The sequence below is a fragment of the Collinsella sp. LCP19S3_A6 genome (assembly GCF_052122015.1).
Lineage (GTDB): Bacteria > Actinomycetota > Coriobacteriia > Coriobacteriales > Coriobacteriaceae > Collinsella.
Window position 1 is genome coordinate 32,427 of record NZ_JBQKDD010000010.1, and the last position, 13,842, is coordinate 46,268.

Annotated in this window: 9 protein-coding genes; 1 reads left to right on the forward strand and 8 read right to left on the reverse strand. The window is 61.5% G+C overall.

All coding sequences use genetic code 11. From position 1 onward, the window contains the following. Nucleotides 1-154: 154 nt before the first annotated feature. The 8 genes from ACTQVX_RS07265 to ACTQVX_RS07300 form a co-directional block, all read right to left on the reverse strand. Complete coding sequence (locus ACTQVX_RS07265) at nt 155-1,114, reverse strand: 3-hydroxyacyl-CoA dehydrogenase (protein ID WP_154514839.1); 960 nt, start codon at nt 1,112-1,114, stop codon at nt 155-157. 281 nt (nt 1,115-1,395) lie between these two features. After that, nucleotides 1,396-6,177: an acyl-CoA dehydratase activase-related protein gene (locus ACTQVX_RS07270; protein WP_441560708.1), complete on the reverse strand. Its 4,782-nt coding sequence runs from the start codon at nt 6,175-6,177 to the stop codon at nt 1,396-1,398. 11 nt (nt 6,178-6,188) lie between these two features. Continuing rightward, entirely contained in the window at nt 6,189-6,899 is a 711-nt protein-coding gene (locus tag ACTQVX_RS07275) for a TetR/AcrR family transcriptional regulator (RefSeq protein WP_154514843.1), read from the reverse strand. Between the two features lie 120 nt (nt 6,900-7,019). Further along, nucleotides 7,020-7,877, reverse strand: a complete 858-nt coding sequence (locus ACTQVX_RS07280; RefSeq protein WP_441560710.1) for an HAD-IIB family hydrolase — start codon at nt 7,875-7,877, stop codon at nt 7,020-7,022. An 84-nt stretch (nt 7,878-7,961) separates the two neighbouring features. After that, the gene (locus ACTQVX_RS07285; RefSeq protein WP_117629936.1) at nt 7,962-8,300 is read right to left on the reverse strand and encodes a P-II family nitrogen regulator; all 339 of its coding nucleotides are present in this window, start codon (nt 8,298-8,300) and stop codon (nt 7,962-7,964) included. Between the two features lie 152 nt (nt 8,301-8,452). Next, complete coding sequence (locus ACTQVX_RS07290) at nt 8,453-9,730, reverse strand: ammonium transporter (RefSeq protein WP_441560712.1); 1,278 nt, start codon at nt 9,728-9,730, stop codon at nt 8,453-8,455. 198 nt (nt 9,731-9,928) lie between these two features. Continuing rightward, nucleotides 9,929-10,948: a putative ABC transporter permease gene (locus ACTQVX_RS07295; protein ID WP_441560714.1), complete on the reverse strand. Its 1,020-nt coding sequence runs from the start codon at nt 10,946-10,948 to the stop codon at nt 9,929-9,931. A gap of 3 nt (nt 10,949-10,951) precedes the next feature. Then, nucleotides 10,952-11,488, reverse strand: coding sequence for an HD domain-containing protein (locus ACTQVX_RS07300; RefSeq protein ID WP_441560716.1), 537 nt, complete (start codon nt 11,486-11,488; stop codon nt 10,952-10,954). A 227-nt stretch (nt 11,489-11,715) separates the two neighbouring features. Between ACTQVX_RS07300 and ACTQVX_RS07305 the strand changes: the two genes are divergently transcribed. Then, entirely contained in the window at nt 11,716-13,497 is a 1,782-nt protein-coding gene (locus ACTQVX_RS07305; RefSeq protein WP_441560718.1) for a 1-deoxy-D-xylulose-5-phosphate synthase, read from the forward strand. The last annotated feature ends 345 nt before the right edge of the window (nt 13,498-13,842 follow it).

Sequence of the window (13,842 nt, forward strand, 5' to 3'; positions counted from 1 at the left end):
TCAATCGGAGCGGCCGCGATGGTGCTCGATCCAGTCCACGGCAAAGTCGACAAGTTCGCGTTGGCGCATAAAGCGGATTGTCCCGTTGCCGAGCGGCGCTGCGGCGCACTGACACTGCAAATGATACGTTTCTCAATGTGGCCGAGGAATCTTTTTAGTACTTGAAGAAGCCCTCGCCCGAGCTTTCGCCCAGCTTGCCTTCGTCGAGCATCTGCTTGAGGACGGATGCCATGGCCTTAAAGTTGTAGGGCATCATCATCTTTTTGAGCAGCGGGCTCACCAAGCCCGGCACCTTCTGATACTGCATGACGATGTTATAGGCCGTCTGGATGCCCACGGTGTCGAACACGCGGAACGGGCCCTTGGGCGCGCCAGTGCCGCGCGTCCATGCGAGGTCGATGCTCTTGGGGTCGCTGACGCCCGAGACGTACAGATCAAGGCCCGAAAGCAGCCACGGCACCAGCATGGAATTGAGCAGATAGCCGTTCTTTTCCTTGTTGACGGGCAGGGCAAGCATACGGATGTCGCTGGCAAAGTCGACGAGCTCATCGAAATAGCGCTTGTCGGTCTGGTCCTGAGCCATGACCTCGGTCATGTTGTTCTTCCAGATGGAGTTGGCAAAGTGCAGCGACAGGTACTTCTCGGGGCGGCCGGTGTACTTGGCAAAGGTGCTCGGCAGCAGCGTGGAGGAGTTCGTCACGACAACGGTCTTTTGCGGGAGAACCGGGGCGAGCTTCTTGTAGAAGTCGATCTTTGCCTGGGTGTCCTCGGCCATCGACTCGATAACCAGATCGGCGTCGGCCACTGCCTTGGCAAGATCGAGCTCTAGCTTGAGTGTGGAGTAGGCACGCTCGACGGCGGCGAGCGCCGCCTCCTTGTCGAAGGGCTGGTCGCTATCGGCGATACCGGCACACCACTCGCCCGTGCCGTCCGCCATGCCCTCGATAGCCGCGATGTACTCCTCGCGCACATGATCGATCTTGGGCTGAGTGCGGCCGATGCTGCCCTCGCTGCGCAGCCAGATCGTCACATCGAAGCCGCAGTAGGCAGCCTGAAAGGCAATCTGGCTTCCCAACACGCCGCCACCGGCAACACAAACGGTCTTGTAGCTCATAGGAACAGTCCTCTCTTACGTAATTCCATGGATGTGTATTTATTCAACCGTAAGGATGACGCGCGCTGAGGGTGGGTTCCATAAACGGACGGTAATTTGCGGCGAACGGCTACATATGTTCATTATCTCAGGGTTCCAAGGGCGATTTTCGGTGCCACTGACACGTCGCTTTCGGAAGAGGTGATAGTTGGGGCGTTTACGCAGCATATGTCCAGCAAAAACGGGTGGTAGCCGGCACGACTACCACCCGTTTGTCTCATATCTAGCACATAGCAGGCCAACTACTTCTTAATGCCGCGTCCCAGACGCTTGGCGACCGATGCAACGGCCTCCTCGCTGGCCGAGCCACAGCTCACGCAGCCATCATGGTCACGCATCTGGCCGGTGACCTCGTCCATCGCGAGCGGCGCCACCTTCTCGAGCTTAAAGCCCTTACCGGCGCGCATGTTTTCCTTGGCCACGCTGATCATGAGCTTAATGCGGTTGAGCTGGTTGACCTCGGACGCGCCGGGGTCGTAGTCCACTGCGACAATGTTGCTCTCGGGGTGCTGACGGCGCAGCTCCTTGATCACGGCCTTGCCCACCACGTGGTTAGGCAGGCACGCAAAGGGCTGCGTGCAGATGATGTTGGGCGCGCCATGGTCAATCAGGTCGAGCATCTCGGCCGTGAGCAGCCAGCCTTCACCCATGTTGTTGCACACCGAAAGCACCGTACGGGCCTTGTCCGCCATGGTGCCGATGCGCTCGGGCGCCTCAAAGCGGCGGGACTTTTGGAGCAGCTCCTCCACCGGCGTACGCATCCAGTCCACGAGCTTGATGAGCGCCTGCATACCAGCGCGCGTGGTTGCAGAGCTTCCGAGCTCATCCTTCTGCAGCTCGGCGTTGCTCATGGAGTACAGGAAGAAGTCGAGCAGGCCCGGCACCACGGCCTCGCAGCCCTCGCGCTCGATAACGTCGACCACGTGGTTGTTGGCTGTGGGGTGGAACTTGACCAAGATCTCGCCGACCACGCCCACGCGCGGCTTGGTGCCCTCGCCCACGAGCGGCATGGTGTCGAACGCGCGGATGGCCTCGCGGCACAGCTTGGTGTAGTTGTGGCGGTTGAACTTGGGCGCCAGCTTGCGGGCGCGCGCCATGTACTCCTCGTAGAGTGCGTTGGCGGCACCGGGCGTAGCCTCGTATGGACGACAGCGATAAAGCATCTGCATCATCACGTCGCCAAAGAGCACCGCGTAGACTGCCTGCTTAAGCAGCGCCGGCGTAATCTTAAAGCCGGGGTTGTCCTCACCGAGCGCCACCGCCGAAAGCGAGATCACCGGGATCTCGGGGTGGCCGCTCTCGCGCAGGGCCTTGCGGATGAGTGCGATGTAGTTGGTGGCACGGCAGCCGCCGCCGGTCTGGCTGATAACCACGGCCGTCTTGGACAGGTCGTACCGGCCGCTCTCGATGGCCTCCATAATCTGGCCGGTCACCAAAATGGACGGATAGCAAATGTCATTGTTCACATAGCGCAGGCCGGCCTCGACGGCGTCGTGATCGGTCGAGGGCAGCAGCTCCAAGTTGTAGCCGGCACCGCGGAACACCTCTTTGACCAGGTCAAAGTGGATCGGCGCCATCTGCGGGCACAGGATGGTGTAGCCCTCCTCGCGCATCTGCTCGGTAAAGGGCACCTTGGGCCACGCGGTCGATGCGCTCTCGCGCTGAGCCTCGAACGTGTACTTGCGGCTCGCGAATGCGGGGGCATCCGTGGAGGGAGCCACCGGCGCGGCATCGCCCTGCTCGTAGGTCTCGCCCGCGGCCGCGGCCTCGGCCAAGCGCTCGGCCTCCTGGTCCTTAAGCGCGGCCATGAGCGAGCGGATGCGGATGCGCGCGGCGCCCAGGTTGGACACCTCGTCGATCTTGAGCACGGTGTAGATCTTGCCGCTGGCCTCCAGAATCTCCTGCACCTGATCGGTAGTCAGAGCGTCCAGGCCGCAGCCGAAGGAGTTGAGCTGGATCAGGTCCAGGTCGTTGCGCATCGTCACAAAACGGGCGACGGCGTACAGGCGGCTGTGGTACATCCACTGGTCGACGACGCGGATGGGGCGCTCGGGCTTCACCAGGTGCGCAAGCGAATCCTCGGTAAAGACCGCAAAGCCAAAGCTCGAGATAAGCTCGGGCAGGGCGTGATTGATCTCGGGGTCGTTGTGGTAGGGGCGGCCGGCGAGCACGATGCCGTGACCGCCGTGGTCCTCGACCCACTTAAGGGTCTCCTCGCCCATGGTCTGGATGTCCTCGTGGAAGCGTGCATCGGCCTCAAAGGCAGCGTTGACGGCGGCATCGACCTCGGAGCGCGTGATCTTGGGACCGCGCACGCGACCGCGACCGGCCTCAGCATCGGCCACGCGGTCGACGGCAAGCACCTGGTACAAGCGGCGCTTGAGCTCGGTCTTGTCGTGATAGGGCACAAACGGGTACAGGAACTCGATATTCTGCTCACGAATCTCGTCGATATTGAGTGCCAGCGCCGTGGGGTAGCTCATGACGATGGGGCAGTTATAGCAATTGCCAGCCGTCGGATCCTCCTTGCGCTCCCAGCGCACGCACGGCATCCAGATAAAGTCGACATCGCGGTCGATAAGGTTCATCACGTGGCCGTGGCTCATCTTGGCCGGATAGCACACGCTCTCGGACGGCATGGACTCGATGCCCGCCTGGTAGGTCTTCTTGCTCGACTGGTCGGACAGCTGCACGCTAAAGCCCAAGCGCGTAAAGAACGCGTGCCAGAAGGGGTAGTTCTCGTACATGTTGAGTGCGCGCGGGATACCCACGGTGCCGCGCGGGGCCTCGTCGGGGCTCAGTACCTCGCGATTAAAGAGCAACTCGTTTTTCTTTTTGAAGAGGTTAGGGGCCTCGGTCTTTTTCTTTTTGTGGCCGGCGCCCTTCTCGCAGCGGTTGCCGGTAATGAAGCGCCTACCGCCGCCAAAGTCATTGACGGTGAGCTGGCAGTTGTTGGAGCAGCGACCGCAGCGGACGTGCTTTTGCGTCACAGTGAGGTGCGCGATGTCCTCGGCCGAAAGGATGGTCGAGGTGCCGTCGGCGCCAGCGCGATCGCGGGCGAGCAAGGCCGCACCATAGGCGCCCATGCAGCCGGCGATGTCGGGACGCACGGCGTGAACGCCGGTGAGCTGCTCAAACGCGCGCAGCGTGGCATCGGACATAAAGGTGCCGCCCTGGACGATCACCTGGCTTCCGATCTCCTTGGGATCGCGCAGCTTAATGACCTTGAACAGGGCATTCTTAATGACGGAATAGGACAGACCGGCCGCGATGTCGCCCACCGTGGCACCTTCCTTTTGCGCCTGCTTAACACGCGAATTCATAAAGACCGTGCAGCGACTGCCCAGGTCCACCGGAGCCTTGGCATGGATGGCGGCGTCGGCGAACGCGCGCACGTCCATGTTCATAGAGACGGCGAAGCTCTCGATAAAGCTACCGCAGCCCGACGAGCAGGCCTCGTTGAGCATGATGTGCTCGATGACGCCGTCCTTTACGCGCAGGCACTTCATGTCCTGGCCGCCGATGTCCAGGATAAACTCGACGCCGGGCAGGAATGCCTTGGCGCCGCGCAGGTGCGCGACGGTCTCGATCTCGCCGGAATCGGCCTTGAGGGCCTCGATGAGCAGCGCCTCGCCGTAACCCGTGGTGGTCACGTGGCCGATGGTGCAGCCGGCGGGGATGTGGTTGTAGAAATCGGCCATGATGACCTTGGCCGTACCCAGGATGTCACCGTTGTTGTTGCCGTACCAGGTATGCAGCAACTGGCCGTCCTCACCCACAAGCGCGGCCTTCATGGTGGTGGAACCGGCGTCGATACCGATGAACACGCGACCGGTGTAGCCTTCGAGCTTGCCCTTGGGAACGACTTCCTGGTCGTGGCGGGTCTTGAACTCGGCAAAGTCCTCGTCGGTGGCAAAGAGCGGATCCAGACGCTCGACCTCGGCGCCCTGTGTGTCACCCAGGGCATCGATGGCCTCGATGAGCTGCGGGAACGTGCTGAGCTTATTGGACTCGTGCGCCATGGCGGCACCGCTCGCCACAAATAGGTGAGCATTTTGGGGCACGATGCGGTGCTCCTCGTCCAGGTTGAGCGTGAGGTAGAAGCGATGGCGCAGCTCGGAGAGATACTGCAGCGGGCCGCCCAGGAAGGCGACGTTACCGCGGATGGGACGGCCGCACGCCAGGCCCGAGATGGTCTGGGTCACGACAGCCTGGAAGATGGAGGCGGCCACGTCCTCGGGGCGGGCGCCCTCGTTGAGCAGCGGCTGCACGTCGGTCTTGGCAAAAACGCCGCAGCGGCTGGCGATAGGATAGATGGTGGTGGCGTTGGCCGCGAGCTCGTTGAGGCCGCTGGCGTCGGTGTGCAGCAGGGTTGCCATCTGGTCGATGAACGCACCCGTACCGCCGGCGCAGGTGCCGTTCATGCGCTGCTCGATGCCGTTATCGAAGTAGATGATCTTGGCGTCCTCGCCGCCCAGCTCGATGGCGACATCGGTGGCAGGTATGAGGGTCTCGACGGCGCGCTTGCTGGCGATGACCTCTTGGACAAACTCCAGGTCGAGCCACTGGGACAGCAGCAGACCGCCCGAGCCGGTAATGGCGCAGGTCATCTGGGCCGTCGGCAGCACGGCCGCAGCGCCCTCGAACAGGTCGCGGGCGCAAGCGCGGACGTCGGTGTGGTGGCGCTGGTACTTGGCGTAGACGAGCTGGTTGTCGTCGTTGAGCACGGCGAGCTTGACGGTGGTGGAGCCCACATCGATGCCCAGGTGCAGGTTGCCGTGGGCGTTGTCGGGGTTGAAGATCGCGCCTTCGGGGGCGTGGGCGGCGGCTGCGGGCTCGGCGGCGGTGGCGGGCTCGCTAGCGACGGACGTCTCCCCTACCGAGTTCTTGGCATCGGCAACTGCCTCGGCAACTTTCTCGGCAGCCGCGGTCGCGGCCTTCTGCGCGGCGTCCACCACGGTGGGCGCAGCCTCGCGTGCGGCGGCGACCATACGGTCCTTGATGCCCTCGACGAGTTTGCTCATTGTCTCTCCTCTTAGTTGTTGGACTCGACGGTTACGGCGGTGTCGGCCGCGTCCTCGAGCTGCAAGTTCAATAGCTTCATGCCGTACTCCGGCACGTTGATATCGATGGGTTGGCCATACAGGTCACCAGGACGCACAAAAGCGAGCACCGTCATCATGCGCGCCATGGCCTCGGGCGATTCGGTGAGCCCACGCTCAAACCAGCGCTGAATCATGCCGACCTCGGCACTCACGACGTAGGTGACGTAGTAGTCAAAGAACGTGCCCAGCGCCAGGCCCAAAATGCCCGTCTGTGCACGCGGCACCACAGCCTCACGCGCGGTGTCGATAATCCTTTTAATGAAGGCCTGGTCGCCGCCCGGACCCAGCAGCGCACCGATCAAGTCGCGGTTGGCCGCAAGATAACGCAGTAGCTCAACCGAACCGGGCGCCGGCTCGAGCTCATCGATGTTGTGATAGAGATCAGGCAGCCGAGCTGCGGTGATGAGCTCAATGCGCTCACGGATCTCGGCCAGCAAGCCGTCCTCGATTTGATTGATAAAGTCGGGGATATCGCGGTAGTGCGAATAGAACGTACGGCGCGTGAGGCCAGCACGCTCGGTGAGCGAAGCGACGTTAATGCGCGAAAGATCGCCGCTTTCGGCTAGTTCGCTGGCAAGTGCCTGGCGAAGGGCACGCTGCGAGCGAAGGGACCGGCGATCGCATTTCTCGAGCTGGGACAAGCGTCCTCCTTGTTACTCTGCCTGTGCGCTATTGCACAGTGCGAGTATTATTGCACACCGTGTGCATCAACACGTAAAGGCAATATTTGGATGCGACGAAGGGGCAGTCCCTTTGTCACATTATTCGATGATGGTGCGGGAGTTTTGCTTATGCATGGTGGCAAGCATGTGTTTGGGAACGGCGTGGACCATGCAGCTGCCGATAGTCGCGCTCGCGGCGGCCTTGGCGGCATCGCTGCCGTTTTTGGTCGCGTAGCTGTGGCGGAAGCGCTTGAGCATGGCGATGTCGTTGCCGCCGTCGCCGTAGACCGCGACCTCATCCTCGGCAATACCGTAGTAGCCCGCCAGCCAAGCCACGCTCTCGCCCTTGTTGCACGCCACGTCCGTGATCTCGAACATCACCGGATCGAACGGCGCGTTGACCACGCGGTCCGAGCGCTCGGCCAAATACGCCTTAAGGTCGCGCTCCAGCTCGGGCGAGGTCACGCGACAATTGATCTTGCATACGTCATGGCGCAGGATGTCACCGATCGACTGGTCGAAATATTGCTCCTCGTGATACCCCCCACGTGCACGCATGCCGCGCATCACGATGCGCCTGATAGGACTGTCCTTTTTAAAGCCCGCCTGGTGCATCTCGAACGATCCGCTCGAGAACATGCCATCGGGCGTGGAGCAGTCAAAGCAAATGTCCGGGAACGCCTTGAGCAGCTCCTCAGTAATCTGCGGGTCGATGGTCCAGGTCTTGAGCACCTCGCCATGGCTGTTGCGCACGATGGATCCGTTGGAGCAGCAGGCGTCGAGTGCCAGACCTGTAAAGCCATGCTCGCCAATCGGCAACGTCGAGCGCCCGGTCGCGGGAACCACATGCAGGCCAGCCTCGGTCAGCTCGCGAATGGCACGGCGAATGGTCCCGTCTGCCTCGTGCAGGGCGTTCAGCAGCGTTCCGTCTAAGTCACTCGCAAACATCTTGATCATGGGCATGCCTCTCCTTCGTCTGCACGATATTGTAGACGAGAACGGGCGCGCCCCAAGAGAGGCACACCCGTCAGGCGGTCGATTCTACACCGCGGCGGGGCCGTGTTCGCCGGTGCGGATGCGGATAACTTCCTCGACCGGCTCGACCCAGATCTTGCCGTCGCCGACGGCGCCGGTGCGGGCGGCGTTGCAGATGATGTCGACAATTCCGTCGACATGCTCATCGGCGCAGATAAGGGTGAACTGTACCTTAGGGATCGTGTTGACTAGCAACTCGTTGCCGCGCACGTATTCCTTCCAGCCATGCTGCGCGCCGCAGCCCTGCACCTGGTTAATAGTCATGCCACGAACATCAGCAGCAAACAGCGCGTCCTTAAGAACCTCAAGTTTCTCGGCACGAACGATCGCCGTAATCTTCTTCATAGTGAATTCCTCTCAATAAAAGAAATGAATTGCCATTCAACGACGCGGGTTTTCGAGGTGCCCGAGATTGCCCCGAAAGAGGAGCGCCGCGTACTTCGGTACGCAAGCGACGGTTTGAGGGGCAAGGTCGGGTGCCTGGGAAAGCCGTGCTGCTAATCGAGTCCGGAGAACGAAGGATACGCGCTCTCGCCGTGCTGACTCGCATCCAGGCCCAGCGCCTCGTCTGCCTCGTCCACGCGCAGGCTACCGTGGAACAGCGCCTTGACCACCGCAGCGATCACCAAGTCGAGCACCAGTACAAGAGCGACCGTCACCACAATGCCCAAAATCTGCGAGATGAGCAGCGACACGTCGCCCGTGTAGAACAGGCCGCCCTTACCGGTCCACGAGAGCTCCGGCACGCAGAACAGGCCCGTGAGCACGCCGCCCAAGATGCCGCCGATGCCATGGCAGCCAAACGCGTCGAGCGCATCGTCGTAGCCAAACTTGGTCTTAAGATGGCTGATAGCCAGGTAGCAGACAGGTGATACGATCAGGCCCATGACCAGCGCTGCCCACGGCTCGACAAAGCCCGCACCCGGCGTGACCACCACAAGGCCCGCAACCAGACCGGTGCTGGCACCCACCAGCGTGGGGCGACCGGTGCGCACGCGCTCGACGACAAGCCACGAGACCATACCCGCCGCGCTGGCCGTCACGGTGTTGAGGATGGCGAGCGCGGCCACGGCGTCGGCCTTAAACTCGCTGCCGCCGTTAAAGCCAAACCAGCCAAACCAAAGCAGGCCGGCGCCCAGCGCCACAAACGGCACGTTATGCGGGCGGTAGCTCACCATGCCAAAGCCGCGACGACGGCCAAGCATTAAACAGAGAATCAGGCCCGTGAGACCGGACGAGATGTGCACCACGTCGCCGCCCGCAAAGTCGAGCGCGCCGATGATGTCGCCGATAAAGGAACCCTCACCGCCCCAGACCATGTGGGCGAGCGGCGCATAGACCACGAGCAGCCAAATACCTAGGAAGGCCGCCATGGCACCAAACTTAACGCGGCCGGCCAGGCTGCCCGTGACGATAGCAGCCGTGATCATGGCAAACGCCATTTGGAAGGCGATGTTGATGATTTGAGGGTAGACGGCACCGTCCGCAGCATTGCCCTCGGCCGCCTGCAGCACCTGGTTGAGCACCGGCAGGCACAGCAGCTGGTCAAGGCCTCCAATAAACGGGCTCGAGCCGTCGCCACCGTAGGCCAGCGACCAGCCGGCGACAATCCACAGCACACCAACCAGACCAATGGCGCCAAAGCACATAAGCATGGTGTTGATGACATTTTTGCGCCTGGACAGGCCGCCATAGAAAAACGCCAGACCCGGTGTCATTAAAAACACGAGCATGGTGCAGATGAGCATAAACGTTGTCGATCCCGTATCGTACATTCGCTCCCCTTTGGTCGCATGAACGTTGTCGGCGCCCATAATGCGGCCGAGGGGCAACTGGTGTAGACCAGATACGGCGTTGTTAAACGCTGCGTTGTCGAATGGAAACGGTGCCGCAATCTTGGAAACGGCGCGGCAACGGACGCGAAACGAACGGGAAATACGCGAGCAAGGGAGCCGTGTGCGCGCCCATCCCGGCTAGCGCCGAAACAGCTCGTGGGCGCGGTCGCGGAGATTAGTTGCTCGAATGACGCCCTCGTAGCGATTGATGCGCAAGCGCGGGAAAGCATTGAAGAAGCGCAGGTCGCGACGGCTGAGCGACACACTCGGCACCGGACGGCTCATGCGCTTACCGGCAAGGCGACGACTGAGCGACGGACGCGGCATGCTCGGCGCGGCATCGGCGACGCGGCGGGCGGCAAGCGCCAGGCCGCGAGCACCATCCGAGATAAACGTCGGCATCGAAGCCTTCTCACGAAGGGCATCGAGCGCCGCGTCGCCCAGCTCGGCCAGCCACGCGTTAACGGCGCGACTGCGGATATGCGTCTGCGCTACCGAGTCGATCGTCGAATCGGGAATACGTTCGAGCATGGAGTCCGAGGCATCGGCAAGCGACTCATTGATGCGGTCGGCAAGGTCGGCGCGCACACGCTCCAGCTGATCGGACAGGCGACGCCAACTGGCCAAAGAGAACACCGCGTCGACCATCATCGCAACCGCGACGATAAAGGCGGACAGCCGCACAATCAGCACCGGCAGATGGCCAAGCAGTCCCAGCAATGCCGGCTCCACTAAACGACAAATGCACAACGCGCCCAGGCCAAACGCGCAGGCCCAGTACAGGCAGATACGTCCGTGCAAGTTAAACGGCAGGTGCGAGTAGTCCCAAAAGCGTGCGCCTGTTGTCTTTTCCAATAGAAGGCCCACACTGTACTCGATTACACTGCACACAAGCGCCGCGGCGACAAATTGGCTCGAGGCATCCGAAATCCCGCGCAGCAAAAGCCAGCAGGCTATGCCGCCCACACCATAGATAGGGCAACACGGCCCCAGCAAGAATCCGCTGTTGGCGAAGCGTCCTTGGTTGAGCATGGCGCAGACTGTTGACTCCCATGCCCAACCGCAAAACCCGTAAAAGGCAAACGAGAGCACCAGTGCCGAGAGCGGACAGGCGGCAAGCGTCGCGCCGCCAAATGCCATGTCGATCGCGGTTCCCACCGTCTACCCTCTCCTCTTTTCGCTCGATTCTTTACTCACGCCATCGTCTGCCTCGTCCTTGCGCGGCAGACGGCCGGCGACCGTCTCGCGCAGAGCACACCATTTATCCGCCAGGCACACAATCCATGCCTCACGACACGTCGGCGGCACCGGCACCAGCGGAAACATATGCCGCACGATAATATTCCGCTCGCGCGACGTCAGCTCAAAATCTTCTTCCGCACGCGCCAGGGCAAAAAACGGATGCCGAAATCCGTGCAGGCGATGGCTTGGGTCGGGATCGTGCCAGTCATAAAGAAAGTAATCGTGCAGCAGGGCCCCGCGCAGCAACGAGGCGCGGTCGACGGAGATACCGACACGGCCCAAGCGCTCGGCAAAAGACAGGCTCGCCCGCGCTACCGAAGTCACATGTGCATAGACCGTCACATCGCCATGCTGGATAAACTCGCGCGTCAGGTCCAGACGGCCCGCCTGCGCCAGTTGACGGGCAGCATGGTCTACTTCGCACGCGATTTTCTCGGCACGAACGACATCGGACATGCTGCCTCCTTCCAGCGACTCACGGCGACAAGCCACGGCCTGCACGCATTGAATTAATCATCATCGAATCTACCAGTATGGCATCGGACAAAACGTTTTGCCCCACCAGTTGGCGAATTACCGCGCCGCCGTCACATATCAAACGCCAAAATGTGCGAGACTGTTTTGTGCAATTGTGCCGGCCGAGGGAGCGCCGGCGCTCGATTCGCATGGAGTAACCCACAACGATGCTGCTTACGCAAACGACAACGCCCGAGGACGTCAAGGCTCTCGACCGCGCCGAGCTTCCGCTGCTCTGCGGCGAGATCCGCCAGGCAATCCTCGAAAGCTCCGCCGCCGTCGGTGGGCACGTTGCTCCCAACCTGGGCGTCGTTGAGCTTACAGTTGCGCTTCATCGCGTGTTTAACTCCCCCATCGACAAGATTGTCTTTGACGTTTCGCACCAGACCTACGCCCACAAGGCGCTGACGGGGCGCGCGTACACCTATATCGATCCGGAGCGTTATGGTGAGGCTTCTGGCTTTGCCAATCCCGACGAGTCCGAGCACGACCTGTTTGCCATGGGCCATACTTCCACGTCGGTGAGCCTGGGCTGCGGCCTTGCCCACGCGCGCGACCTGGCGGGTGACGCGTACAACGTCATTACCATCATTGGCGACGGTTCGCTTTCGGGCGGCCTGGCGTTTGAGGGCTTTAACAACGCCGCCGAGCTCGACAGCAACTTGATCATCATCGTCAACGATAACGACCAGTCCATCGCCGAAAACCATGGCGGCCTGTATCGCAATCTGGCCGAACTGCGCGCCAGCAACGGCACCTGTGAGCGCAATGTTTTCCGCGCGATGGGGCTCGACTACCGCTATCTGGACGCCGGTAACGATGTGTTGGCCCTCGTCGACGCGCTGCAGGAACTGCGCAATATCGATCATCCCATCGTGCTGCACGTCTCCACCGCCAAGGGCAAGGGCTTTGAGCCAGCCCAGAGCGACCCCGAGCGCTGGCACCATGTGGGTCCGTTTGACATGACTACTGGGCGCAAGCTCTGCCCGGGCCATCCGAGCGAGCCTGCGCCGCGCACCTATGCCGACATTACGGGCGAGGCGCTCAGCGCCGCCATCGAGCGCGATCCACAGGTCGTGGGCATCACGGCCGCCACGCCCTACATCATGGGCTTTACACCCGAGCTTCGCGCCGCGGCCGGCAAACAGTTCGTCGATGTGGGCATTGCCGAGGAGCACGCCGTGACCTTTGCCACCGCGCTTGCGCGCTCGGGCGCCAAGCCAGTCTTTGGTGTGTACGGCACGTTTTTACAGCGCGCCTACGACGAGTTGTGGCACGACCTGTGCCTCAACGACACCCCCGCAACCATCCTGGTGTTTGGCGCGTCGATCTTTGGCACCACATCCGAGACGCACCTCTCGTTCTTTGATATATCCATGCTGGGCGGACTTCCCAACATGCGCTATCTGGCACCGGCCTGCATGGAGGAATACCTGTCCATGCTGAGCTGGTCGCTCGACCACCGCGAGCATCCCGTGGCGATCCGCGTTCCGGGCATTGGCCTGGTTAGCCGCCCCGATTTGGCGCCCGCCGAGGACACCGACTACAGCGCCGTTCGCTACGACGTGCTGCGTCAGGGCCGCGACGTTGCCGTGCTCGCGCTTGGCGATTTCTTTGAGCTGGGCGAGCGCGTGACAAACCGCTTGGCTGCCGAATACGGCATAGAGGCCACGCTCGTCAACCCGCGCTTTGCAACCGAGCTTGACCGCGAGTCTCTCGATGGCCTTGCCGCCGAGCATCGCGTTGTCGTCACCCTCGAGGACGGCATCTTGGACGGTGGCTGGGGCGAGCGCGTCGCGTGCTACTTGTCCTGCACGCCCGTGCGCACGCGCACCTTTGGCATCGCCAAGGGCTTTCCCGACCGCTACGATCCCAACGAGTTGCTTGCTCAGAACGGCATAACGGTCGAGAACATGGCCGCCGAAGCGGTACGCCTGCTGAACGAGTAGAAAAACCTCCGCAAGGGAAGCACCCCTGCGGAGGTTTTTATTTCCCCAACTCAATTGTCTCGATCTGTAACACCTAGAGGACAAATCCTCGCCCAATCGTTACAGATCTAGACAAACCGTCTTTGCCCCTGTTGTTTATCTCAATCTGTAACAGATAGAGACCTTTTGTCCGTCCAGATGTTACAGATCGAGACAAAACAGCGAGGCAGGCCGCCACATCTGCAAGAACCACCACAAAGGTGCCTGTCCCCTTTGTGATAGTTTTAAGTCATGGTCGGCGCGAAAAACGAATAGCCGTTCATACGCGATCTCCTTACTTATATATGTCGCGTTGCCGCCATTATA

Coding starts and splice junctions, on each gene's coding strand:
- ACTQVX_RS07265 (WP_154514839.1), bottom strand. CDS start 1,114: ATGAGCTACAAGACCGTTTGTGTTGCCGGTGGCGGCGTGTTGGGAAGC.
- ACTQVX_RS07280 (WP_441560710.1), bottom strand. CDS start 7,877: ATGATCAAGATGTTTGCGAGTGACTTAGACGGAACGCTGCTGAACGCC.
- ACTQVX_RS07270 (WP_441560708.1), bottom strand. CDS start 6,177: ATGAGCAAACTCGTCGAGGGCATCAAGGACCGTATGGTCGCCGCCGCA.
- ACTQVX_RS07285 (WP_117629936.1), bottom strand. CDS start 8,300: ATGAAGAAGATTACGGCGATCGTTCGTGCCGAGAAACTTGAGGTTCTT.
- ACTQVX_RS07305 (WP_441560718.1), top strand. CDS start 11,716: ATGCTGCTTACGCAAACGACAACGCCCGAGGACGTCAAGGCTCTCGAC.
- ACTQVX_RS07290 (WP_441560712.1), bottom strand. CDS start 9,730: ATGTACGATACGGGATCGACAACGTTTATGCTCATCTGCACCATGCTC.
- ACTQVX_RS07300 (WP_441560716.1), bottom strand. CDS start 11,488: ATGTCCGATGTCGTTCGTGCCGAGAAAATCGCGTGCGAAGTAGACCAT.